The sequence below is a fragment of the Thauera sp. SDU_THAU2 genome, assembly GCF_038260575.1.
Lineage (GTDB): Bacteria > Pseudomonadota > Gammaproteobacteria > Burkholderiales > Rhodocyclaceae > Thauera.
In genome coordinates this window covers 226534-250733 of record NZ_JBBWUN010000003.1, presented here as the reverse complement: position 1 = coordinate 250733, position 24200 = coordinate 226534, and the positions used below count along the sequence as shown (strand labels likewise).

Here is a 24200-nt window from a genome sequence, read left to right as displayed (position 1 = left end):
GCTCAGGTGCCGCCGCGTCCAGCAATGAGGATGTCGTCCCCATGGAACACAAGGTCTTCACCAAGCCGGTCCACGTCACGACCTGGATGGGCGTCTTCCTGGCGCTGGTGGCGCTGCTCGCCGCGGTGCTGGTGCCGCAGCTCAAGCATGCCTTTCTCGCCAACCCCGGCTTCAATGGCGTGATCCTGTTCGTGCTGGCGATCGGCATCGCCGTCAATCTGCGCCAGGTGTGGCGGCTGCAGCGCGAAGTGCTGTGGATCGAAGCCTTCCAGCGCCACCCGGAAGCCGCACCTGACCTGCGTCCCATACTGCTGGCACCGATGGCGCGGCTGCTGTCGAACCGCCGGCGCGGCGAATCGCACCTGTCGCCGGCCTCGATGCGCACCCTGCTCGACAGCGTGCAGATCCGCCTCGAAGAACAGCGCGACCTGTCGCGCTACATCGTCGGCCTGCTGATCTTCATCGGCCTGCTCGGCACCTTCTGGGGCCTGCTGATCACCATCCGCTCGATCAGCGACATCATCGGCAACATGAGCGTCGGCACCGATCCGGTGGCGATGTTCGAAAACCTGAAATCCCATCTGGACGAGCCGCTCGGCGGCATGGCGACCAGCTTCTCGACTTCGCTGTTCGGCCTCGCCGGCTCGCTGGTCGTCGGCTTTCTCGACCTGCAGGCCGGGCATGCGCAGAACCGCTTCTACAACGAACTGGAAGAATGGCTGTCGCACATCACCCGGCTGCCTTCCGCTGCCGGCCTCGAAGGCGAAGCGAGCGTGCCCGCCTACGTGCAGGCCCTGCTGGAGCAGACCGCCGAAGGCATGGAGCGCATGCAGCGCAGCGCGGCCGAGTCCGAACGCGAGCGCCGCGCCACCGCCGAACACCTTGCCGAACTCAACACCCAGATCGGCCGCCTGGCCGAACTCATCGGCCGCGAATCGCGCGACCTGTCGGCGCTGTCCTCCTCCCAGGAAGACCTGCGCGGCCTGATCCGCCAGCTCGCCCAGCAGCCGGCACAGGGCGCCCAGACTGCCCAGTTCTCGGAAGAGCTGCGCGCCGAACTGCGCCTGCTGTCGCGCACCATCGCCGCGGCGCTCGGCGGGCAGAAGGCGGACTGAGCGATGGCCCGCCTGAAGCAACGCCGCGCGCTGGACTTCTGGCCCGGCTTCGTCGATGCCCTGGCCTCGCTGATGATGGTGCTGGTGTTCGTGATCCTGATCTTCGTCATCGGCCAGTTCGTGCTCAGCGACGCGGTCAGCGGCCGCGACCGCGCGCTGGCGCGCCTCAACGCCGAGCTGGCGGCACTGGCGCAGACGCTGAGCCTGGAACAGTCGGCGCGCGAGCGGGCCGACGCGCAGGTCGGCGAACTGAGCGCTTCACTGGCCGCCACCGAGCGCGAACGCGAAGCGCTGTCCACCGAACTGTTCAGCGCCCGCGACGAACTCCACGCCGCGCAGGACGAAGCCCGTGCGCAGCGCGAGGAAGCCGCCCGGCTGGGCGCCGACATCGCCGCCCTCGAACGCCTGAAAGCCGAGCTCGAAGCCGAAGTCGTGCGCCTCGCCAGCGACCTCGACACCAGCGAACGCGGCCTCAAGGAACAGACCGAGATGTCCGCACAGGCCATCGCCCAGGTCGAACTGCTCAACCGCCAGCTCGCCGCCGTGCGCAGCCAGCTCGAGCAGCTCAACACCGCGCTGGCCGCCGCCGAAGCGGCCGCGCGCGACAAGGATCTCAAGATCGAGGAACTGGGCCGCGAACTGAACCTGGCGCTGGCTGCCCGCGTGCAGGAACTGGCCCGCTACCGCTCGGAATTCTTCGGCCGCCTGCAGGCCGTGCTCGGCGAGCGCAAGGACATCCAGATCGTCGGCGACCGCTTCGTGTTCTCGAGCGAAGTGCTGTTCCCGACCGCTTCGGACGAAGTCAGCGCCGACGGCATGGTCCAGCTCACCCGCCTGGCCGAAACGCTGAAGACGCTGGCCGCCGAGATCCCGGCCGACCTGCCCTGGGTGCTGCAGGTCGATGGCCACACCGACCGCCGGCCGATCTCGACACCGCGCTTCCCATCCAACTGGGAGCTATCCACCGCGCGCGCGCTGGCCATCGTCAAGATCCTGCGCGCCCAGGGCATTCCACCACAGCGCCTGGCCGCCACCGGCTACGGCGAGTTCCACCCGCTCGACACACGGACCAGCGACGAAGCCTACGCCCGCAACCGCCGCATCGAGCTCAAGCTCACGAGCCGCTGACCTCGGCCGACACCCTCGCCGACTCCAGGTCCTTGACCACCAGCGACAAGGCGTCGGTCGACAGCAGCACTTCGACCAGCGACAGCACCAGCGACAGGGCAAGCGCCAGGATGCTGGCGCCGAACAGCAGCTTGCCCGGCAGTTCGGCTTCCATGAACAGCGCGAACATCGACAGTGCGCACAGCAGGAAGCTGAACACGCCGAAGCTCTGCATGTATTTGGTCAGCAGGATGCGGCGCTTGAGCCCGGGCAACTGGCACTGCACCAGTTCGCCGCCGCGGTCGGATGACGAGTTCAACTGGCGGATGACTTGCGCCAGCGTCAGGAAACGGTTGGTGTAGGCGAGCAGCAGCAGCGAGATCGCCGGGAAGAGCAGCGCCGGAGTGGTCAGGTTCATCATGGCCGGCAGTGTAACGCCGCTCGGCTCGCACAGTCTCGGCTCCCCGGCCCGCCGCCCGCCCCCGTGTCAGACCTTTATCCGTGCCAGCGCAGCATCGAGCCCGCAGGACACCTCGGCCAGGCCGCGCGACGCACCGGCAATGCCGCTCACCGCGACCGAGGATTCCCCGGCGCGGCGGGCGATGCCCTCGACGCTGCCGGCGATCGAGGTCACCGCGGCCGATTGCTCGCGGGTGGCCAGTTCGATGCCGTCGACCAGGCCCAGGCTGTTCTCGGCCGATGTCCGGATCGCCGCCAGGGCCGCCTGGGTCTCTTCGATCAGGCCGACGCTGAGGCGCACCCGCGTACTGCCGGATTCGGCATTGCCGACCGCGGTCCGGGTTTCGTCGTGCAGCGAGCCGATGATGGCGCCGATCTCGCCCGTCGCCGCCGTCGTCCGCTCGGCCAGCTTGCGCACCTCGTCCGCCACCACCGCGAAGCCGCGTCCCCATTCGCCCGCCCGTGCCGCTTCGATCGCGGCATTGAGCGCCAGCAGGTTGGTCTGGTCGGCGATCTCCTTGATGACGATGGCGATGTTGCCGATCTCGCCCGAGGCCATCCTGAGCCTGTCCATGCCGGCAGCGGTTTCGCCCACTGCCCGCGCCAGTTGCCCGATCTCGCTCACGGCCCGTTCCGCCTGCGCCATGCCTTCGGCGGCGGCGCGCTGCGTCTCGCGTGCGGCCTCGGCGGAGGCAAGCGCATGCTCGGCCACTTCGCCCACCGCCACGGTCACCTGCTCGACCGCCGCCGCGGTGGACGACGCCGCCTCGCTCATGCCCGCCGCGCCGTCCGACACCAGGCCGCTCGACTGCTTCAGCGTATCCGACTGCACCACGATCCGCTCCGCCGCCTCGCGGACATTGATCAGGATCGCCTGCAGATTGGCCATCATCGCGTTGAAGGCATCGCCGATCGCACGCACTTCGCCGCCGCCTTCGACATGGACGACACGGCGCAGATCGCCGTCCCGCTGCGCTGCCGACATGGTTTCGCGCAGGCGGCACAGGTCCGCGCGCACGCCCCCCATCACGCCGAACTGCAGCCAGCCGATGGCCGCGAGGACCACCGCCAGCGCCGCCCACAGCCAGGCATCCGGCAAGGCCCAGCCACCGAGCGCGGCCAAGGCCAGCATCACCGCACCGGCCGCCGCGACACCCAGCCCGAGGCCGAAGCGCGCCGCCAGCGACCGGTCCGACAATCGCCCCGCCAGCCCGGCCCGGGCCACGCGTCCGTCACGCACCTCGAAGCGGCCGGGATGGGCACGCATCCGCCGATAAGCGGCATCGACCTCGGCGATCGTCGCCCGATCGACATGGCGCCGCACGGATTCGTAGCCGATCACCTTGCCGTTCTCGCGCACCGGCGAGACGAACGCCCTCACCCAGTAGAAGCCGCCGTCCTTGCGGCGGTTCTTGACGTAGCCGCTCCAGGGTTCGCCCGCCTTCAGCGCCCGCCACATATCCACGTAGGCTGCCGACGGCATGTCGGGATGGCGGACGAGGTTGTGCGGCTGGCCGATCAGCTCCTCGCGGCTGAAGCCCGACAGGGCGACGAAGAGATCGTTTGCCGCGACGATATTGCCCAGACAATCGGTCCGGCTGTAGATGAACTCGCCTTCGGGTACCGGTGTCTCGACCGATGTCACGGGCTGGTTGTTTTTCATTCTTGTTTCCGCCAGGGGATGTTTTCAGGGTGCTTGCATCAACGGATACTAAAACCACTTCTTTAGCAATGGTATTATCCATCTTAAATGCCCATTCTTGGTAATTCCATCTCCGACTGTTGCCGGCTGGCGGAAACCTTGTACGGCAGGATGGAGGAAGTGGAGAATCCGGTATCTGTCTGCCGGCTGCGCGAAATGGCCGGCATGAACGGCAACCCGATGCGACGAGGACTCCGATGACCCCCGAAGAAACACGTGCCATTCTCACCGTCTGCCTGCTGGCCGCCTATGCCGACGGCGACAAGCACGACCGCGAGCGCGAGCAGATCCGCCAGGTGGCGCAAGGGCTGGCCGAGGACCAGCAGATCAACCTGCCCGGGCTGTACCAGGAAGTGTTGATGCGCCGCGTGCAACTGGCCGACGTGCTGCCGAAACTGGCCAGCAGCGAAGCACGTCAATTGGCCTACGAGATGGCCGTGTGCGTATGCGAGGCAGATGGCCGGACCAGCACGCAGGAGCAGGCCTTCCTGGCCCGGCTGCGTGAATCGCTGGGCCAGGCGCCGACCGAGTTCACCGCCCAGGCCGACACGCTGGCGAGCGCGCCGCTGGCTACGGCTGCCGCGGAACTGCCGGAGATCGTCACCACGGGCGAAACCGCGCCGCACCCCACCGCAGTCGATGCGCTGCCGGACACCGCCGCACAGCGCCGCCCGGGAACGCTTTCCGTTGCCGACATGGACCGCAAGATCCTCAACGCAGCGATCCTCAACGGCGCCATCGAGCTGCTGCCCGAAAACCTGTCGACGCTGGCGATCATTCCGCTGCAGATGCGGCTGGTCTATCAGATCGGCCAGAGCTACGGCTACGAACTGGACGGCGGCCACATCAAGGACCTGCTCGCCACGCTGGGCGTGGGGCTGACCTCCCAGTACCTGGAACAGGCCGGCCGCAAGCTGCTCGGCGGCCTGCTGGGCAAGGCCGGCAAAGGCATCCTCGGCGGCCTGGGCCGCCAGGCCGTGAGCAGCGGCATGAGCTTCGCCGCCACCTACGCGCTGGGCCACGTCGCCAACCAGTACTATGCCGGCGGCCGCAACCTGAACACGCAGATGCTGCGCGACGCCTACCAGCGCGTGATGGCCGACGGCCGCCAGCTGCAGGCGCAGTACCTGCCGCAGATGCAGGAAACGGCCCGCGGGCTGAATACCGCCCGGATCCTGCAGATGGTGCGCGGCGGCTGAAACACGGGCCCCGGCCCGCACGAAAGAGGCCGCCTGGCGGGCATCGACCGCGGCAAAGCGCGCTTCACGGCTCGTCTGCCGCCGTAGCCGCCGGCCAGTAATGGCTGTCCGGCAAGGCCCGCGCGCCGAAGATGGCCTGCCCCACGCGCACCACGGTCGCCCCTTCCTCGATGGCGATCTCGAAGTCGCCCGACATGCCCATCGACAGTTCGTCCAGCACGATGCCGGCCGGCGCCTCCTGGCGCAGGCGCTCGCGCAACTGCCGCAGCAGCACGAAGCAGCGGCGCACTCGCTCGGCCTCGGCGGAAAACAGCGCCAGGGTCATCAGCCCGCGCACGCGCAGCGAGGAAAACGCCGGCAGCTCCCCGAGGAAGGCCGGCACGTCCGCGGGCGCCAGGCCGTACTTGCTCGCCTCGCCCGAGGTGTTGACCTGCACGAAGACGTCGAGCGCACGGCCCTCGGCCTGCAGGCGCCGATCCAGCGCGGCGGCCACGCGCAGGCTGTCCAGCGCCTGGAACTCGCTGGCGAAGCGCGCCACCAGCTTCGCCTTGTTGGTCTGCAGGTGGCCGATCACCGACCACTGCAGATCGGCCAGATCCTGCATCGCCTCCCATTTGCCATGAGCTTCCTGCACCTTGTTCTCGCCGAACATGCGGCAACCGGCAGCATGGGCCAGGCGCAGGCTGGCGGCCGGCTTAGTCTTGCTCACCGGCAGCAGCCGCACGCCGGCCGGGTCGCGCCCGGCGCGCCGGCAGGCCGCGGCGATGCGGGCCTGCACGGCGGCGAGATTGTGCTGGAAATCCTCGACCGTGCCGGCCTGGGGATAAAGGCCGTGCTGGTCGTGGCGGGTCTGTGTCGTCCTTGCCATGATTCATCCCTTCCTGGTGGCGAGGCCGGCGGAGAGCCTGCGCCACGATGGCTGGCCGTCGAGGACGGCATGGGCCAGCAGGCCGATCAGCAGCCCCCAGAACGCGCCGCCGATGCCGAACATCGTGATGTTGGCGGCCGCGGCGAGAAAGGTGATCAGCGCGGCCTCGCGCGCCTTCGGTTCGGCCAGGGCATTGGCCAGGCTGCCGCCGATGGTGCCGAGCAGCGCCAGGCCGGCCAGCGTCGAGATGAAGGTGGCCGGAAAAGCCATGAACACCGCCGCCAGCGTCACGCCGAAGACGCCGACCAGAATGTAGCAGACCCCCGCGGCGATGCCGGCGATCCAGCGCCTGGACGGATCCTCGTGCGCCTCCCTGCCGGTGGCGATCGCGGCGGTGATGGCGGCGATGTTGAAGGCGTGCGAGCCGAACGGCGCCATCAGCAGCGAACCGAGGCCGGTGACGGCGACGATCGGGTTGGCGCTGGTCCTGAAGCCGTCGTTGCGCAGCACCAGCATGCCCGGCATGTACTGCCCGGTCAGCGTGATCAGGAACAGCGGCAGCGCGACGCTGAGCAGGGCGTTGAGCGAGAACTCGGGCATCGTGAACACCGGCGCGGCGAACTTCAGTTCCAGCCCGGACAGATCGACGCGCTGCTGCAGTAACAGGAAAACCAGCCCCAGCACCAGGATGCCGACGACGGCATAGCGTGCGGAGACCCGCTTCAGCACCACGTAGGCCACGATCAGCAGCCCGGCCAGCGCAGGGTCCACGCTCATGCCGGCGAAGGCCTTGATGCCGAACTGCAGCAGGATGCCTGCCAGCAGCCCGGCAGCGACGCCCGGCGGAATCAGCCGGATGACGCGCTCGAAACAGCCCGACAGCCCGAGCACGACGAAGGCCGCCGCGGAAATCAGATAGGCGCCCACCGCCTCGGCATACGGCGTCGTCGCCAGGGTGGTGACCAGAAAGGCCGCGGCCGGCGTCGACCAGGCGGTGATGATCGGCTCGCGGGTCGCCCAGCTCAGGATCAGGCCCGTCACGCCCACGCCGATCGAGACCGACCACACCCACGAGGCCGTCAGCTCGGGGCTGAGCCCCGCCACCTTGGCCGCCTGGAACACCAGGATGAACGTACCACCGTAGTTCACGATGACCGAGATCAGCCCGGCCACGACGGGATGGGTGAGATCGCTCCAGCGAAGGGATGAAGATGCGTCCGGGGATGGCATGTAGGGCTCCATGGAAGTGATTGACCCGGCAGGGCAAGCTGTTTATATGGATTTATACGCCGTCAATGGCCGGATCATTCATGCCACTTTCACCAAGGAGTACCGGCCAATTGTTCAAGCACGCCCAGCTCGAATCCGTCAAAGCCTGGATCGGCGACCCCGCCCATGGCGCCCTGCCGCTGCATGTCCGGATCCAGCGTGCAGTGCGGCAGCTGATCCTCGACGGTGCGCTCGAGGTTGGCCGGCCGCTGCCGGCGTCGCGCGCGCTGGCCCGCTCGCTGGGCGTCTCCCGTGACACCGTGGAAGCCGCCTATGGCCACCTGCATGCAGAAGGCTTCATCGAGCGCCGCGTGGGCAGCGGCAGCTTCGTGTCGGCGCAGGTACAGCGCCTGCCGGGACGCGGCATGCCGAAGCCCGCGACCGTATCGCGGCCCGCGGCACGCCTGAGCCGGCGCGGCGAGGCCATGTTCGCCGGCGGCGGCGTGCGCGACTTCCTGCTGCCGCGCGCCTTTGCGCCCGGCGTGCCGGAAACGCGCAACTTCCCGCTGCACACCTGGGAGCGGCTGCAGCGGCAGGTGCTCAAGGAGTACGGCACCCGGGCGCTGCTGCACAGCCCGCCGCAAGGCGTGGAGCCCTTGCGCCGCGCCATTGCCGCCCATGTGAATCTGGAACGCGGCGCCCGCGCCACGCCCGAGCGCGTGCTGGTGCTGACCAGTTCGCAGCAGGCGCTGACGCTGTGCGCCAAGGTGCTGCTCGATGCCGGCGAGCGCATCTTCATCGAGGACCCGGTCTATCACGGCGCGCGCAAGGCCTTCGATGCCGCCGGCCTGGAGTGCGTGCCGGTGCCGCTGGACGCCGACGGCATGCAGGTGGCGCTGCTGCAGACGGCGCAAGCTGCCAGGGCGGCCTTCCTGACGCCGTCCCACCAGTTCCCGAGCGGCACGACGCTGGCGCTGGAGCGGCGGCTGGCCGCGATCGAGTGGGCGGAGCGGGAGCAGGCCTGGATCATCGAGGACGACTACGACAGCGAATTCCACTACGAAGGCAGGCCCACCGCCTGCGTGCAGGGACTCGATCCGCACGAGCGCACGATCTACATCGGCACCTTCAGCAAGTCGCTGTTCCCCGGCCTGCGCATCGGCTACATGGTGCTGCCGCCGCAACTGGTGGCACCGATGACGGTGGCGCGCACCCTGCTGGACGGGCATAGCGCCCCGATCCCGCAACTGACGCTGGCGCGCTTCATCGAAGGCGGGCACCTGGGCGCGCACGTGCGCACCATGCGCACCGTCTATGCCGAACGCCGCGACGTGCTGGCACGGCTGGTACGCAACGACCTGGCCGATTTCCTGGAACCGCGGGTGCCGGCCGGCGGCATGCAGATGCCTTGCGTGTTCACCCGCGCGACTCCCGAACGCGAAGCCGTCGACGCCGCCCGCCGCGCCGGCATCGACCTGCTGGGGCTGTCGACGCTGTACGCCTCGCAGCCGTGCGAGACGGGTTTCCTGATGGGTTTCGCCGCCCATGCGCCGAGCGAGCTGGAAGCCGCGGTGGCCGGGCTGGCCGGGGTGCTGCGCGCCCTGCGGCCTTGATCCGGGCAAAAAGCCCCCCACGCTCCACCGCTGCGCGGGTCGCTGTCCCCCCAAGGGGGTGCTTTTTGCCTTGGGACGGCCCGGCGGCAAAAAAAACGGCGCCGAAGCGCCGCATCCCAAGTGGGAGAGGGGAAGACTGAAACTGCCGTGTCCGATTACATGCTGCGGCGGTACTGGCCGCCGACCTTGTACAGCGCCTCGGTGATCTGGCCGAGCGAGCAATGGCGCACCGCTTCGACCAGCACCTCGAAGACGTTGGCATTGTCGATCACCGCCTGCTGCAGCCTGGCCTGCCACTTGGGCGATTCGGCCTTGTTGCGGGCATGGAAGTCGGCCAGGCGCTCGAGCTGGCTCTGCTTTTCTTCCTCGGTCGAGCGCGCCAACTCGATTTCCTGCTGGACATGGCCCTTGGGGTTCAGGAAGGTGTTGACGCCGATGATCGGGTAGGAGCCGTCGTGCTTCTTGTGCTCGTAGTACAGCGACTCTTCCTGGATCTTGCCGCGCTGGTAGCCGGTTTCCATCGCGCCGAGCACGCCGCCGCGGCTGGCGATGGCCTCGAACTCCTTCAGCACCGCCTCTTCGACCAGGTCGGTGAGCTCCTCGATGATGAAGGCGCCCTGGTTCGGGTTCTCGTTCTTCGCCAGGCCCCATTCGCGGTTGATGATCAGCTGGATCGCCATCGCGCGGCGCACGCTCTCCTCGGTCGGCGTCGTGATCGCTTCGTCGTAGGCGTTGGTGTGCAGCGAGTTGCAGTTGTCGTAGATCGCGATCAGCGCCTGCAGCGTGGTGCGGATGTCGTTGAAGTCCATCTCCTGCGCGTGCAGCGAGCGGCCCGAGGTCTGGACGTGGTACTTGAGCTTCTGGCTGCGCTCGTTGGCGCCGTACTTGTCCTTCATCGCCACCGCCCAGATGCGGCGGGCGACGCGGCCGATCACGGTGTATTCCGGGTCCATGCCGTTGCTGAAGAAGAAGCTCAGGTTGGGCGCGAAATCGTCGATGTGCATGCCGCGCGCCAGATAGCTTTCGACGTAGGTGAAGCCGTTGGCGAGCGTGAAGGCGAGCTGGCTGATCGGGTTGGCGCCGGCTTCGGCGATGTGATAGCCGGAGATCGACACCGAATAGAAGTTCTGCACCTTGTGATGGACGAAGTACTCCTGGATGTCGCCCATCATCTTCAGCGCGAACTCGGTGCTGAAGATGCAGGTGTTCTGGCCCTGGTCTTCCTTCAGGATGTCGGCCTGCACCGTGCCGCGCACCGTCGACAGCGTCCAGGCGCGGATCTTGGCGTATTCGTCTGCGGTCGGATCGCGGCCGTTGTCGGCCTTGAACTTGGCGATCTGCTGGTCGATCGCGGTGTTGAAGAAGAAGGCCAGGATGATCGGCGCCGGGCCGTTGATCGTCATCGACACCGAGGTCGTCGGCGCGCACAGGTCGAAGCCGTCGTACAGCACCTTCATGTCGTCCAGCGTGGCGATGCTGACGCCGGAGTTGCCGATCTTGCCGTAGATGTCCGGGCGCAGATCGGGGTCGCAGCCGTACAGCGTCACCGAGTCGAAGGCGGTGGACAGGCGGTGCGCCGGCATGCCTTCGGACACTTTCTTGAAGCGGCGGTTGGTGCGGAAGGCGTCGCCTTCGCCGGCGAACATGCGGGTCGGATCCTCGCCCTCGCGCTTGAAGGCGAACACGCCCGCGGTGTAGGGGAAGGAGCCGGGCACGTTCTCCTTCATCAGGAACTTGAGCGTCTCGCCCTCGTCCTCGAAGTTCGGCAAGGCCACCTTGCGGATCTTGCTGCCCGCCAGCGAAGTGTGGGTCAGCCTGGTGCGGATCTCCTTGTCGCGGATCTTCACCACGTATTCGTCGGCGGCGTACAAGGCCTTCTCGGTCGGCCACTGCTCCAGCAGCTTCTTCGCCGCCGGGGTGAGTTCGCCGTCCTTCCAGTCGATCAGTTCGCCGAACGAACCCGCGTCCTTGCCGCGCTGCTCGAACAGCGCCTTCGCCGTCTTCAGCGACTGGCGCTCGCGGGCGACGCGGGCCTGCTGCTCGACGTGCTTGTGGTAGTCGCGCACGCTGTCGGCGATCTCGGCCAGGTAGCGGATGCGCTCGGCCGGCACGATGGCCCGGCCGGCGGAGGATGCCTTCACCGTGACCGCCGGCAGCTTGCTCTTGGCCGCTTTCAGGCCCTTGCCGAGCAGCGCCGGCAGCATGCACTGGTACAGCGCGGTGACGCCGTCGTCGTTGAAGCGCGCCGCCATGGTGCCGAACACCGGCATCTCGTCCGGGCTCTGGCCGAACAGCTCGCGGTTGCGCTGGTACTGCTTGCGCACGTCGCGCAGCGCGTCCTCGGCGCCCTTGCGGTCGAACTTGTTGATCGCGACGAAGTCGGCGAAGTCGAGCATGTCGATCTTTTCCAGCTGCGACGCGGCGCCGAATTCGGGCGTCATCACGTACAGCGACAGATCGACGAAAGGCACGATCGCGGCATTGCCCTGGCCGATGCCCGAGGTCTCGACGATGACGAGGTCGAAGCCGGCCAGCTTGCAGGCGGCGATGACTTCCGGCAGCGCGGCCGAGACTTCGGAGCCGGTGTCGCGGGTGGCGAGCGAGCGCATGTAGATATTGTCGTGCTCGATCGCATTCATGCGGATGCGGTCGCCCAGCAGCGCGCCGCCGGTACGCTTGCGCGAGGGGTCGATGGAGACGATCGCGAGCTTGAGGCGGTCGTCCTGGTCGAGGCGGAAGCGGCGCACCAACTCGTCGGTCAGCGAGGACTTGCCGGCACCGCCGGTACCGGTGATGCCGAGCGTCGGCACCTTGGTCTTGGCCGCGGCTTCGATCAGCGCCTTCCTGACGTCCTCGCCGTAGCCGCCGTTCTCCAGCGCGGTGATGATCTGCGCCAGCGCCCGGCGGTCGCCGGCGGCGAGCGCCTTCAGCACCGCGGCGGCCTTCTGCGGCGCGGCCGGGGCGAGATCGACGTCGCAGCGTTCGACGACGCTGTTGATCATGCCCTGCAGGCCCATCGTGGCGCCGTCCTCGGGCGAGAAGATGTGGGTCACGCCGTAGCCGTGCAGTTCCCTGATCTCGGCCGGCACGATCACGCCGCCGCCGCCGCCGAAGACCTTGATGTTCTCGCCGCCGTTGGCCTTCAGCAGGTCCATCATGTACTTGAAGAACTCGACGTGGCCGCCCTGGTAGCTGGTGATGGCGATGCCCTGCACGTCTTCCTGCAGCGCGGCCTTGACGATCTCGCCCACCGAGCGGTTGTGGCCGAGGTGGATCACTTCGGCGCCGGTCGCCTGCAGGATGCGGCGCATGATGTTGATCGATGCGTCGTGGCCGTCGAACAGCGCCGCAGCGGTGACGAAACGCACCTTGTTCTTGGGCTTGTAGGCTTGCAGCTTGTGGGCAACGCTCAGGTCGGTCATGTCGGTCTTCCCCCGGCAGGTGAATGATGCCGCGGCTTCGATGCGCCGCTGCTCTTATGAACGGAATGGTAGAAGGCGGGCGGCAGCTTTGCCATTGCGCTTGCCGACGGCAATCGTGCAAAATCCGCCAATCTTCGCAAGCATGCGAATCCGCCCGAGGCACGCGCCGCCATGCCCCAGCCGCCCCTCCCCCTCCGCCTGCCCAGCCGCAGGCGAAAAGGCGCCAGGCCACGGTCGCAATGGGCTTCGTCGATGGCATGCTGTCCGGCATGCGCCGCCGCGGCCTCGATCCGGCGCCGCTGCTCGCCGCCACCGGCATCAGTCTTGCAGATACTGCCAAGCGTATCCCGGTGGACCGCTACGCCGCGCTGTACAACCTGATCATCGCCGAGCTGGACGACGAAGCTTTCGGCCTGTTTCCGCGGCCGATGCCGCCGGGCAGCTTCGAGTTCCTGTGCCGCGGCATGCTGGGCACGGCGACGCTGGCGGAAGCGCTGTCGCGCGCCTGCCGCTTCCTGCGCCTGGTGCTGGCGGACTTGCGGGTGGAGGTCAGGCGGCAGGGCAGACATGCCGAGATCGAGATCGTCGAGCTTTCCACTCCCGGCACGCCTCCGCCTTTCAGCGGCCGTGACGACCCCGCCCGCGTGTTCGCCTTCGAATGGCTGCTGCGGCTGGTCCACAGCGTCGCCTGCTGGTTCGTCAATCGCGGCATCGCGCTGGACGAAGTGCGCTTCCCCTATGCCCGCCCCGATCATGCCGACGACTATGCACTGGTCTATACCGAGTGTTCGAGCTTCGACGGCAATACGCTGCTCGCGCGCTTCCACGACAACCTGCTCGACCTGCCGGTGCGGCGCGACGACACGGCGCTGGCGCACTTCCTCGAAGGCGCACCGGGCCGGATCTCGATGCTGTACCGGCGCGACCGCGAAATGGTGGTGCGCGTCCGCGACCTGCTGCGCGCCGCGCTGCCGGTCAATCTGTCGATCGGCGACGTCGCCCGCCGGCTCCATCTGTCGACCCGGACCCTGCACCGCCGGCTCGAAGACGAAGGCTCGAGCTTCCGCCTGATCAAGGAAGCCACCCGGCGCGACATCGCCTGGTCGCGCCTGGCCAAGACCCGCCAGCCGATCGCGCAGTTGGCGGCCGACCTCGGCTACGCGGACACATCGGCCTTCTACCGCGCCTTCGTATCCTGGTCGGGGCAGTCGCCCGAGCAGTTCAGGGCCCAGCTGGCCGCACGCCAGGACGGCCATGCCGGGCCCCCGCCTTCACGCCGCAACGGAACGTGAGCCCGCGATAAACGTCACAAGCCGGCAGCAGGCGCGCCGCCGGCGTGACACCTGCCCCTGCCCAGCACAGGCGAACTGTGCCAGCATTGGCCCAAAACAATACCGAACAGTACGGAGACAGATCACGACCATGGCGCAGCCGCCCGCCGAAAACGACCCTCAACTGCCCGGCCCCTCACCGGAGCAGCGCCGTCGGCACGACCTGCTGATGGCCGGCCTCGACCTGCTCGACCAGGCGATCGCGGTATTCGACGCCACGCCCAAGCTGGTGACGTGGAACAAGACCATGCAGCGGCTGCTCGACTTTCCCGAATCGCTGTTCCGGGTCGGCACACCCTTCGAAGCTTTCGTGCGCTTCAACGCCGAGCGCGGCGAATACGGCGAGGGCGACACCGAAAAGCTGGTCGCCGCACGGATGGCCGCGGCACGCTCGTTCGAGCCTCACTACGTCGAGCGCGTACGCCCCAACGGCCGGGTGCTGGCAGTGCGCGGCGTGCCGATCCCCAATCTCGGCTTCGTTTCGCTGTGGACCGACATCACCGAGCAGCGCCGCGCCGAAGCGCTGATCCAGGAGCAGAACGTCCGCCTCGAAGCCCGGGTTCCACGAACGCACCGCCGAACTGGAGCAGGCCAACCGCGAGATCGACCAGATCGCCGGCGCGCTGCGCCTGTCCGAAGGCCGCATGCGGCTGATCCTGGACGCCATTCCGGCGATGATCGCCCATGTCGATGCCGGCCGCCGCTACCGCTTCGCCAACCGCGCCTACGCCGAATGGTTCGGCCTGACCAAGGATGGCATCGTCGGCCGTTCGGTCGAGGAAGTCTTCGGCCCGGAGCTCTACCCCGTCATCGACGGCTATCTGCACGAGGCCGAAGCCGGCGAGCGCGTCAGCTACGAGTACGCACGCAAGAACGCCGGCGGCCAGACCGTGCATGCCCGCAGCGTGGTCGTTCCCGATGTCTCGCTCGAAGGCGGCTTTCGCGGCTATTTCGTGATGTCCACCGACATCACCGAACAGAAGGCCAGCCAGGCCGCGCTGGTGCAGGCCCAGAAGATGGAAGCGGTCGGCCAGTTGACCGGCGGCCTGGCGCACGACTTCAACAACCTGCTGACGATCATCATCGGCAACCTGTCGGCGCTGCAGGGCAGGCTGGCGGGCAGCGACGGCGTCAAATACGTCGATCCCTCGCTGCAGGCCGCACAGCGCGGCGCCGAACTGATCCGGCGCCTGCTCAGCTTCTCGCGCCGCCAGACGCTGGAGCCGGCCGCCATCGAAGTCGGCGAGCTGGTGCGCAACATGACGCAGCTGCTGATGCGCACGCTGGGCGAGACGATCACCGTCGGCCTGAACCTGCCGGACACGCCGATCCACGCCCTCGCCGACCCTCACCAGCTGGAAAACGCCATCCTCAACCTGGCGATCAACGCACGCGATGCGATGGCCGGCAACGGTACGCTGTCGATCGCCGTCCAGCCCCGCCACATCGACGGCGCCCTTGCCCGGCTCGTCGAAGTGGCGCCGGGCGACTACGTGCAGATCGACGTCAGCGACACCGGCAAGGGCATCGAGCCCGCCGTGCTGGCGCGCGTCTTCGAGCCCTTCTTCACCACCAAGCCCTTCGGCAGCGGCAGCGGCCTGGGGCTGTCGATGGTGTATGGCTTCGTGCGCCAGTCCGGCGGCAACATCCGCATCCTGAGCACACCGGGCAAAGGCACCAACGTCCGCTTCGTGCTGCCGATGACGCAGCCGGCCGCCTCCCTCCCTTCGCCGCAGGCTGCCGCGCAGCCTCTCCCCGCCTACGAAGGCGGCCCGGTGCTGCTGGTGGAAGACGAACCCGAAGTGCGCAAGGTCATCCGCATGCAGCTCACCGAACTGGGCTATCCGGTGATCGAGGCCGGCGACGGCGTCGAAGCCCTGGCGCTGCTGGAGAACATCGACGACATCGCGCTGCTGGTCAGCGACACCGTGATGCCGGGCGGCCTGGATGGCCACGAACTCGCCCGGCGGGCACGCATGCTGCGCCCGGCACTGCCCATCCTGCTCGTCACCGGCTATACCGGCGAGCGGCCGGAAGGCGGCGACACCGCCGCGCAGCTGCCGGTGCTGCGCAAACCCTTCGACCCGCCGGCGCTGGCCGCCGCGCTGGCTGCGCTTGCGACGCAGGCTGCCGACACCGACACCCCCATCCACTCCACGAACCCGGCCACGAAGGAAAGCCCGACATGACCACGAGCCTCCCGGACTCCCCCTCGCCGCTGATCTTCGTCCTCGAAGACGAACCGGACATCGCCCGCCTGATCTGCGCCAGCCTGGCGGAATACGGCTTCCGTTACGAACACCTGGGCACCGGGCGCGAACTGCTGGCACGCGCCCGCGCCCAGTCGCCCGACCTGTGCATCATCGATCTCGGCCTGCCGGACATGGACGGCATGCAGGTCGTGCGCCAGTTGCAGGACGGCACGCCCTGCGCGGTGCTGATCCTGACCGGGCGCAACGACGTCACCGACCGCGTGCTCGGCCTCGAGCTCGGCGCCGACGACTACATCGTCAAGCCTTTCGAGCCGCGCGAGCTGGTCGCCCGCGTACGCTCGATCCTGCGCCGCTACCAGCGCTCGGCCGCGCCGGAAGGTCCGGCGACGCCCACATCGCCCATTTCGCCGGCTGGGAATTCGACGGCAACCGCCACACCCTGACCGCCCCCGACGGGCGCGAGATCGGCCTGTCGGCCGCCGAAGCCGGCCTGCTCGCGACCTTGCTGCACCGCCCCAACAAGATCCTGTCACGCGAGCAGTTGCTGGGCGAACGCGACGTCGATCCCTTCGACCGCAGCATCGACGTGCGCATTTCGCGCCTGCGGCGCAAGCTCGACGACGACCCGCACAATCCGAAATTGATCAAGACCGTCTACGGCGCAGGCTACCTGTTCGCCGCGCAGGTCGCCTGGCGCTGAGGATGATGTCCCGGGACTTTCAGGCGCCACGGTTCTCAAGCATGGATTTCAGGTTCATAATTATGAGTTATTGATTAACGAATTTCGGAGTCCTGCATGTCCTCCCCGCGCCCGTTCAAGATCCTCGGTATCCAGCAGATCGCCATCGGCGGCCCCAGCAAGGAAAAGCTCAAGACCCTGTGGGTCGACATGCTCGGCCTGGAAGCTGATCGGCAATTTCGTCTCGGAGCGCGAGAACGTCGACGAGGACATCTGCGCGATGGGCAGCGGCCCGTTCAAGGTCGAAGTCGACCTGATGCAGCCGCTCGATCCGGAAAAGAAGCCGGCCGTGCATGCCACGCCGCTGAACCACGTCGGCCTGTGGGTGGATGACCTGCCCAAGGCAGTGGAATGGCTCGGCGCCAACGGCGTGCGCTTCGCCCCCGGCGGCATCCGCCGCGGCGCCGCCGGCTACGACATCACCTTCCTGCACCCCAAGGGCAATAACGAGTTCCCGATCGGCGGCGAAGGCGTGCTGGTCGAACTGGTGCAGGCGCCGGCGGAAGTGGTGGAAGCCTTCGCCAGGATGGCAGGCTGAACGCCGCGGCAGAACGCGCCGCGGATGATCGGAAGAAGGGCTCCCGCCACCACCGGGGGAGCCCTTCTTCTTGCCCTGCCCGAAGCCCGGTTTACAGCGCAGCCGCCGAGAAGGTGTCGCACTCGCGCAGATCGCCCCGCTCCAGCCCGGTGCGGAACCAGCGCACTCGCTGCGCAGCGCTGCCGTGGGTGAAGCTGTCGGGCACGGCGTAGCCCTGGGTCTGCTTCTGGATGTGGTCGTCGCCAATGACCGTGGCAGCGCGCAGCGCCTCTTCGACGTCCCCTCCCTCAAGATGATCTGCTGCTGACGCACGGCATGGTGGGCCCACACGCCGGCCAGGCAGTCGGCCTGCAGTTCGAGCCGCACCGACAACTGGTTGCCCTCGCGCTCCGGCAGGCGCTGGCGGGCCTGCTGCACCTTGCCCGAGACGCCCAGCAGGTTCTGCACATGATGGCCGACTTCGTGCGCGATCACGTAGGCTTGGGCGAAATCGCCAGGCGCACCGAAGCGCCGGCTCAGTTCGTCGAAGAAAGACACATCCAGATAGAGCTTGCTGTCGGCCGGGCAATAGAACGGTCCCATCTGGGCTTGCCCCACGCCACAGGCGCTGCGCGTCGCCCCCGTAAACAGGACCAGCGTCGGCTCCTGGTACCGCTGCCCGGAAGCGCGGAAGATCGCCCCCCAGGTCTGCTCGGTTTCGGCCAGCACCTTGGCAGAGAAGCTGGCAAGCTCGTTCTCGGCTGCCGGCCGCCTGGCATCGGGCTGAATCCCCGAAGGCGACTGCACCACCGCAGCGTTGTCGAGCACCACGCTCGGGTCGACGCCGAAATACATCGCCACCAGCGCCAGCAGGATGGTGCCGATGCCGATCTTGCTGCGTCCGCCCAAGCCGGCGCGCTGCCCGCGCCTGTCCTCGACGTTGCGGCTTTCCCTGCCGTTACGAAAATCCATCGCTCGCTCCCGCATGCACGTGGGCGGATGCTACTCCGCCGCCGCGCAATGCGGGAGAGGGAAAAGCCCCGAACACTCGGGACCGAGCACTACTGCTCTATTCGGCGAGCCCGGCCGCAGCGAGCTTGTCGCTGCGGATCGCCTCGTACTCGTCTTCCCAGAACCACTTTTCCTCACCGAAGGCGGGCTTCAGGTGGTGCAGCCAGGTCGCCTCCTCGTCATAGCAGGCGAAGAAGGGGCGCTGCACCCAGTCCGGGTTGCGCCCCTGGATGAAGCGCAGCACGAAGACTTTCTCGCCGGCGATCTCGGCCACGCCCTGAATCTCGACCTTGCCGGGGCTGGCGCTCATGCTCGGGCCGCGTGCGGTGCGGCCGAGGCCGGACACCTGCTGCATGGCCTCGCGGTAGATTTCCCATGCACGCGCCAGCGGCACTTCGAAGTAGGCGCGCGCGCCGGTGTCACGCTCGGCGAACATGTAGTAGGGCACGATGCCGAGCCTGACCTGCAGCTTCCACATCTTCGCCCACACCGCCGGATCGTCGTTGATGTGTGCCAGCAGCGGGCCTTGCGCACGGATCACCGCGCCGGTGCTGCGGATGCGCTGGATCGCCGCCTGCGCGGCCTCGGTGTCGAGCTCCTTCCAATGGTTGTAATGCGCCATCAGCGCGACGTGCTTGCCTGCCTCGGCCAGTTGCGTCAGCAGCCGGATCAGGTCGTCGGCATCCTCCGCGCCCAGGAAGCGGTGCGGCCAGAAGGTCAGCGCCTTGGTGCCGATGCGGATGGTCTGGATGTGGTCGAACTCGGGCTTGAGCAGCGGTTCGAGATAGTCGCGCAGATGACGCGTCTTCATCACCATCGGATCGCCGCCGGTAAACAACAGGTCGGTGACTTCGCTGTTGCGGCGCAGATAGTCGTGCAGGGTCCTGGCCTCGGACGCGGCGATGCGCAGTTCCTTGTCGCCGACGAACTGCGCCCAGCGGAAGCAGAAGGTGCAGTAGCTGTGGCAGGTCTGGCCCTGGCTGGGGAAGAACAGCACGGTCTCGCGGTACTTGTGCTGGATGCCGTCGAGCCGGTTGCCATGCTCGTCGCGCGGCATGTTCATTTCCATCTGGTCGGCCGGATGGGGATTGAGCTCGTGGCGGACTTCGGCGATGGCCTGATCCAGCTCGGCCTTGTCGGCGCCCTTGCGCAGCAGCGCGGCGATGCGGTCGAAATGCTCCGGCGCGAGCATGCCGCGCTGCGGGAAGGTGAGCTGGAAGATCGGATCGGCCGGGATGTCGTTCCAGTCGATCAGTTCGTCGATGACGTACTGGTTGACGCGGAAAGGCAGCACCGAGGACACCACCTTCATTTCGAAGCGCCGTTCGGCGGAGAGCCTGCCAAGCTGCACGATGCGATCGAGATCGCGCTGGGTATATACCTTGAACGGCACCGGCTCGAAAGCTGCCTGCGCCGCCTCCTCGATGCTCCAACGCGGCTTCAGGGTCTGCACTTGCGCATTCATCTATCGTCTCCTTTCAGTCTGGTCTGACGATACGCGGGCCACTGCGGATACGGCGCCCACGGCTCCACTACCGGGGCCGTTCGGGCTCAGGCCTGGCAGTCGTCAGGGAGTAGGGAGGCAGTCCGGCGGCGCAAATGAGAGAGGCACCAGAGTCCGGACCAGCATGCGCCCGCATCGCGGGCTTGATGGAAACGGGCGCATGTTATTTCACAAAGTATATTTGTGTAAATGCGACTGATGAGCCGGCGTTTGGTTCCGCATGCCACATTAACCAGCCCGGCTCATCGCCGTAACGCCCGCCCGCGTGACCCACTTCACGCCCGGCCGCCGAAAAACGCCGGCTTCGCGCGGCTTTCGCAGGCCGACCTAAAGCCCGCACGAATCGGGCCGATAAGCTGTCGGCCGGGACCCTGCATCCGTCCCGCCGCCACACCAACTCCGTCCCCTGCCTCCCAACGGAAACGCCATGAAAATAGCCCACAAGGTCGGCATTGCAGCCGCCACCGTCCTGTTCCTCACCACCAGCCTGCTGTCGCTGACCCAGGTCGGCCAGGTGCGCGACACCCTGCACGGCCAGACGGAATCCAGCATCGCCGAAACCAGCGCCACCCTCGCCCGCCAGATCGAGAACTGGCTCAACGCCAAGCTCCGCCTGATCGACCTGGCGGCGCAGACCATCGACAGCAGCTACAGTCCCGAGGAAAACCGGCGAGTCTTCAGCGCTCCGCTGCTGAAGGACGAGTTCATCCTGGTGTTCGGCACGCTGGAAGCCGACGGCAAGCCCATCGGCAACCTCGACAGCTGGAAACCCTCGGCCAGTTGGGACGGACGCCAGCGCCCCTGGTACGCCACCGGCAAGAACAACAGCCAGGCGGTGCTGACCGAGCCTTACGTCGACAGCACCACCAACGAACTGCTGATCTCGGCCGTGGCCAGAATCAGCGACGCCGGCCGCTTCCTCGGCGTGTTCGGCGGCGACATCCGCCTGCAGCAGGTCGCCGACGCGATCAACACGCTCGATTTCAACGGCGCCGGCCATGCCTTCCTGCTCAATCGCTCGGGCAAGATCATTTCCCACCCCAGGGCCGAGATGAACGGCAAGCCCTACGCCGAACTGTTCGACGGCGCCTCGCCTGCGCTGGACGGCACGCTGCGCGAAGTGTCCGGTGGCGGCAAGACCCTGTTCGTCTCCTTCACCCCGCTGACCAGGCTGCAGGGCATGGACTGGTACATCGGCGTGGTGCTGGACAAGAGCATCGTCATGGCCGAAGCCGACCGGCTGACCAGGATGGCGATCATCGGCACCGCCATCGGCGTCGTCGTCAGCCTGGTGCTGCTGATCCTGCTCGTGACCCGCCTGCTGCGCCCGCTCGGCTGCGAGCCGGACGAGGCCGCGGCGATCATGGAGAAGGTGGCGAACGGCGACCTCACCACCCACATCGCCCAGGCCCGCCCCGGCAGCCTGCTGCACACGCTCGGCAACATGGTCGTCTCGCTGCGCGGCATGATCGGCGAGATCCACCGCGACGCGACCCAGCTGGCCGCGGACGCGCAGCGGATCGCCAACGCCTCCGACGACGTCGCCGGCGCGGCCGAGCAGCAGTCCGACGCCACCGCCTCGATGGCCGCCGCGATCGAGGAACTGACGGTCAGCTCCAGCAACATTTCCGACAGCGCCCGCGAAACCGCGCAGGACTCCGTGACCGCGGTCGAGCTTTCCGGCCAGGGAGCGGAACGCGTCGGCCAGGCGAGCCAGTCGATCCAGCAGATCGCCAGCACGGTCACCGACGCCTCGGCCCGCATCCGCGCGCTCGATGAACGCGCCCGCCAGATCTCCGACATCGCCAACGTCATCAAGGAAATTGCCGGGCAGACCAATCTGCTGGCGCTCAATGCCGCGATCGAGGCCGCCCGCGCCGGAGAGCAGGGCCGCGGCTTCGCCGTGGTGGCCGACGAAGTGCGCAAGCTGGCCGAACGCACCTCGACCGCGACCACCGAAATCGAGCAGATGATCGTCGGCATCCAGAGCGACACCGTGGGCGCCGTCGACGCCATGAACGCCGCCTTGCCGGAAGTGCAGCAGGGCGTCGAACTGGCCGCCTCGGCGACGGCATCGCTGAACGCCATCGAACAGGGCGCGCGGCGCACCCTCGAACGCATCGGCGACGTCGCCGACGCCACCACCGAGCAGAGCGCGGCCAGCACCGCGATCGCCCAACGCGTCGAGCAGATCGCCAAGATGGTCGAGGAAACCACCGCCACGATCCAGAACACGGCCACGACCGCACACGATCTGCAGGGCATCGCCACCAACCTGCAGGCGCTGGTCAGCCGCTTCCGCATCTAGCCCCGCCGGGCCCACACTCGCCCGGCGGGACGGTCGACGGGGCCGTTCCTTTCCGGGCGACATCAGGCATCATGGCGGGTCCAGACAGTCGTCCGCACCGACCATGAGCGCTCCCGTCTATCTGCGCCGCCCACCCGACTGGGAAGAGCACGAGAAGCCCACGCTGCCCGGCTCGCCGGCGATGATCGACCACCCGCCCTGGGAGCGGGCCTGCTATGCGCTGGTGGCCGTGCTGGTCGGCCTCGCCGGCGGGCTGGGCAACGCGCTGTTCACCGCCAACCTGCCCACGATCCAGGGCCAGGCCGGACTGACGCCCAGCGAGGCGATGTGGCTGCAGGGCGCCTACATCGGCTTCAACGTCACCGCCAACCTGCTGATCTACAAGTTCCGCCAGCAGTACGGCATGCGCTTGTTCACCGAGATCGGCCTCGGCGCCTACGCGCTGCTGTCGGTGCTGCACCTGCTGCTGGGCAGCCCGCAGAGCCTGTGGCTGCTGCGCGCCGCGAGCGGACTGGCGGCGGCGGCCTGCACCACCTTGTGCACGCTGTACATGCTGCAGGCCGCGCCGCGCATCCACGTGCCGAAAATGCTGGTGCTCGGCATCGGCGTCACCCAGTTGGCCACGCCGCTGGCCTGGATCATCTCGCCCGGCCTGCTCGACCTCGGCCAATGGCACAACCTGTACCACCTCGAAGCCGGCCTGGCACTGATCGCCTTCGCCGCCGTGGTGTTGCTGAAGCTGCCCACCGGCGTCCACATCCAGAGCTTCGAGCGGCTGGATTTCCTCACCGCCGCACTGCTGATTCCCGGTGTGGCGCTGCTGGTGGCGGTACTGGTGCAGGGCACCACGCGCTGGTGGTTCGATGCGCCGGAACTGGCCTGGATGCTGGTCGGGGCGATCATCCTGCTGAGCGCCGGGCTGTACCTGGAGCACCATCGCCGCAACCCCATGCTGCAGACGCGCTGGTTCACCCAGAGTGCGAGCCTGCGCTTCGTCATCGGCGCCATCGTGCTGCGCTTCCTGACCACCGAGCAGAGCTATGGCGTGGTCGGCATGCTGCGCACGCTGGGCATGACGGCCGACCAGATGCAGCCGCTGTTCGGCGTGATCCTGGCCGGCACCCTTGCCGGGATTGCCGCATCGGCCCTCACCATCAGCCAGGAAACCGTGCGCCGCCAGTTGATCGCCGCCCTGCTGCTGCTCGGCACCGCGGCGGTGCTGGATTTCGACCGCAGCAGCCTGGACCGTCCGGGGGATTTCTACCTCAGCCAATTCCTCGCTGCCGCCGGCGCCGGCATCTTCATGGGGCCGCTGATGCTGCTTGGCCTGGTGCAGGGGCTCAAGCAAGGCCAGAACTACATGATCACCGTCATCATCACGATCTCGATGACGCAGACACTGGGCGGCCTGGCCGGCTCCGCCGCGCTCGGCACCTACCAGATCCACCGCGAACAGGCGTATTCGGTCGCCATCACCCGGCACCTCAACCCCGCCGACCCGCAGGTCGCCACCCGCCTGCAGCAACAGCAGCAGGCGCTCGCCGGCCAGATCACCGATCCCTCGCTGCGCGCCGCACAGGGCGCAGCCCAGCTGGCGCGGATCGTGCGGCAGGAAGCCAACGTCCGCGCCTTCAACGACGTCTTCCACGTCGTTGCGCTGATCGGCTTCGGCTATCTGGCCTGGGCGCTGTTCCAGGCCCGCCGGGCCAGGTGGGCTGCCGGCATCACGGCCCTGCGCAGGCGCTGGCGCCCCTCCGACGATGCCGAGATCGGCACCGACGCCACGCCGGTACAGGCTGCTCCACCTGCCTCTGTGCGATAGTGCGCCTGCGCGCCCCTTGCGCTTCCCGCCCCTCATCCGCTCTCACCACATAACTCCAAGA

General features: G+C 67.8%; 13 protein-coding genes and 4 pseudogenes. 10 read left to right on the top strand and 7 right to left on the bottom strand.

Going from position 1 to position 24200, the window contains the following annotated elements; genetic code table 11:
- Positions 1-41: 41 nt before the first annotated feature.
- The gene (locus AAFL97_RS02180; RefSeq protein ID WP_341643548.1) at positions 42-1115 is read left to right on the top strand and encodes a flagellar motor protein MotA; all 1074 of its coding nucleotides are present in this window, start codon (positions 42-44) and stop codon (positions 1113-1115) included.
- 3 nt (positions 1116-1118) lie between these two features.
- The gene (locus AAFL97_RS02175; protein WP_341643547.1) at positions 1119-2243 is read left to right on the top strand and encodes a peptidoglycan -binding protein; all 1125 of its coding nucleotides are present in this window, start codon (positions 1119-1121) and stop codon (positions 2241-2243) included.
- Here AAFL97_RS02175 and AAFL97_RS02170 read toward each other — a convergent pair.
- Positions 2230-2640, bottom strand: a complete 411-nt coding sequence (locus AAFL97_RS02170; RefSeq protein ID WP_341647079.1) for a DUF2721 domain-containing protein — start codon at positions 2638-2640, stop codon at positions 2230-2232. The two genes, AAFL97_RS02175 and AAFL97_RS02170, sit on opposite strands and share 14 nt — an antisense overlap.
- 69 nt (positions 2641-2709) lie before the next feature.
- The gene (locus tag AAFL97_RS02165) at positions 2710-4344 is read right to left on the bottom strand and encodes a methyl-accepting chemotaxis protein (protein ID WP_341643546.1); all 1635 of its coding nucleotides are present in this window, start codon (positions 4342-4344) and stop codon (positions 2710-2712) included.
- Positions 4345-4580: 236 nt separating this feature from the next.
- Here AAFL97_RS02165 and AAFL97_RS02160 point away from each other — a divergent pair, with 236 nt between their 5' ends.
- Entirely contained in the window at positions 4581-5582 is a 1002-nt protein-coding gene (locus AAFL97_RS02160; protein ID WP_445954461.1) for a YcjF family protein, read from the top strand.
- Positions 5583-5646: 64 nt separating this feature from the next.
- Here AAFL97_RS02160 and AAFL97_RS02155 read toward each other — a convergent pair whose 3' ends face one another.
- Together AAFL97_RS02155 and AAFL97_RS02150 are read right to left on the bottom strand one after the other, a co-directional pair.
- Positions 5647-6450 carry a YggS family pyridoxal phosphate-dependent enzyme gene (locus tag AAFL97_RS02155; RefSeq protein ID WP_341643544.1) on the bottom strand — a complete coding sequence of 268 codons (804 nt, stop codon included), beginning with the start codon at positions 6448-6450 and terminating at the stop codon, positions 5647-5649.
- 3 nt (positions 6451-6453) lie between these two features.
- Positions 6454-7680: a benzoate/H(+) symporter BenE family transporter gene (locus AAFL97_RS02150; protein ID WP_341643543.1), complete on the bottom strand. Its 1227-nt coding sequence runs from the start codon at positions 7678-7680 to the stop codon at positions 6454-6456.
- Positions 7681-7760: 80 nt separating this feature from the next.
- Here AAFL97_RS02150 and pdxR point away from each other — a divergent pair, with 80 nt between their 5' ends.
- Positions 7761-9272, top strand: a complete 1512-nt coding sequence (gene pdxR, locus AAFL97_RS02145) for a MocR-like pyridoxine biosynthesis transcription factor PdxR (RefSeq protein WP_341643542.1) — start codon at positions 7761-7763, stop codon at positions 9270-9272.
- Positions 9273-9427: 155 nt separating this feature from the next.
- Here the strand turns inward: pdxR and icmF are convergent, their stop codons facing one another.
- Positions 9428-12694: a fused isobutyryl-CoA mutase/GTPase IcmF gene (icmF, locus tag AAFL97_RS02140; protein ID WP_341643541.1), complete on the bottom strand. Its 3267-nt coding sequence runs from the start codon at positions 12692-12694 to the stop codon at positions 9428-9430.
- A gap of 239 nt (positions 12695-12933) precedes the next feature.
- Between icmF and AAFL97_RS02135 the strand changes: the two genes are divergently transcribed.
- The 4 genes and pseudogenes from AAFL97_RS02135 to AAFL97_RS02120 all read left to right on the top strand — a co-directional run bounded on the left by AAFL97_RS02135 (position 12934) and on the right by AAFL97_RS02120 (position 17515).
- Positions 12934-13986 (top strand): AraC family transcriptional regulator, encoded by a 1053-nt coding sequence (locus AAFL97_RS02135; protein WP_341643540.1) that lies wholly within the window; start codon positions 12934-12936, stop codon positions 13984-13986.
- 130 nt (positions 13987-14116) lie between these two features.
- Positions 14117-16214 (top strand): annotated as a pseudogene (locus AAFL97_RS02130) (PAS-domain containing protein).
- A pseudogene (locus tag AAFL97_RS02125) lies at positions 16211-16938 on the top strand (response regulator transcription factor). Before AAFL97_RS02130 ends, AAFL97_RS02125 begins: the two co-directional pseudogenes overlap by 4 nt.
- Before the next feature lie 96 nt (positions 16939-17034).
- Positions 17035-17515 (top strand): annotated as a pseudogene (locus AAFL97_RS02120) (VOC family protein).
- A gap of 91 nt (positions 17516-17606) precedes the next feature.
- Here AAFL97_RS02120 and ypfJ read toward each other — a convergent pair.
- Positions 17607-18466, bottom strand: a pseudogene (gene ypfJ / locus AAFL97_RS02115) (KPN_02809 family neutral zinc metallopeptidase).
- Positions 18467-18563: 97 nt separating this feature from the next.
- On the bottom strand, positions 18564-19970 hold the full coding sequence (locus tag AAFL97_RS02110; protein WP_341643539.1) for a KamA family radical SAM protein: 1407 nt from the start codon (positions 19968-19970) through the stop codon (positions 18564-18566).
- 466 nt (positions 19971-20436) lie between these two features.
- Between AAFL97_RS02110 and AAFL97_RS02105 the strand changes: the two genes are divergently transcribed.
- Positions 20437-22317, top strand: coding sequence for a methyl-accepting chemotaxis protein (locus AAFL97_RS02105; RefSeq protein WP_341643538.1), 1881 nt, complete (start codon positions 20437-20439; stop codon positions 22315-22317).
- Between the two features lie 103 nt (positions 22318-22420).
- The gene (locus AAFL97_RS02100) at positions 22421-24139 is read left to right on the top strand and encodes an MFS transporter (protein WP_341643537.1); all 1719 of its coding nucleotides are present in this window, start codon (positions 22421-22423) and stop codon (positions 24137-24139) included.
- The last annotated feature ends 61 nt before the right edge of the window (positions 24140-24200 follow it).

Bases quoted from the DNA above. Each gene is read 5' to 3' on its own strand.
- AAFL97_RS02135 (WP_341643540.1), top strand. From the start codon at position 12,934: ATGGGCTTCGTCGATGGCATGCTGTCCGGCATGCGCCGCCGCGGCCTC.
- pdxR (WP_341643542.1), top strand. From the start codon at position 7,761: ATGCCACTTTCACCAAGGAGTACCGGCCAATTGTTCAAGCACGCCCAG.
- AAFL97_RS02100 (WP_341643537.1), top strand. From the start codon at position 22,421: ATGAGCGCTCCCGTCTATCTGCGCCGCCCACCCGACTGGGAAGAGCAC.
- AAFL97_RS02170 (WP_341647079.1), bottom strand. From the start codon at position 2,640: ATGAACCTGACCACTCCGGCGCTGCTCTTCCCGGCGATCTCGCTGCTG.
- AAFL97_RS02150 (WP_341643543.1), bottom strand. From the start codon at position 7,680: ATGCCATCCCCGGACGCATCTTCATCCCTTCGCTGGAGCGATCTCACC.
- AAFL97_RS02165 (WP_341643546.1), bottom strand. From the start codon at position 4,344: ATGAAAAACAACCAGCCCGTGACATCGGTCGAGACACCGGTACCCGAA.
- AAFL97_RS02180 (WP_341643548.1), top strand. From the start codon at position 42: ATGGAACACAAGGTCTTCACCAAGCCGGTCCACGTCACGACCTGGATG.
- AAFL97_RS02175 (WP_341643547.1), top strand. From the start codon at position 1,119: ATGGCCCGCCTGAAGCAACGCCGCGCGCTGGACTTCTGGCCCGGCTTC.
- AAFL97_RS02105 (WP_341643538.1), top strand. From the start codon at position 20,437: ATGAAAATAGCCCACAAGGTCGGCATTGCAGCCGCCACCGTCCTGTTC.
- icmF (WP_341643541.1), bottom strand. From the start codon at position 12,694: ATGACCGACCTGAGCGTTGCCCACAAGCTGCAAGCCTACAAGCCCAAG.
- AAFL97_RS02155 (WP_341643544.1), bottom strand. From the start codon at position 6,450: ATGGCAAGGACGACACAGACCCGCCACGACCAGCACGGCCTTTATCCC.
- AAFL97_RS02160 (WP_445954461.1), top strand. From the start codon at position 4,581: ATGACCCCCGAAGAAACACGTGCCATTCTCACCGTCTGCCTGCTGGCC.
- AAFL97_RS02110 (WP_341643539.1), bottom strand. From the start codon at position 19,970: ATGAATGCGCAAGTGCAGACCCTGAAGCCGCGTTGGAGCATCGAGGAG.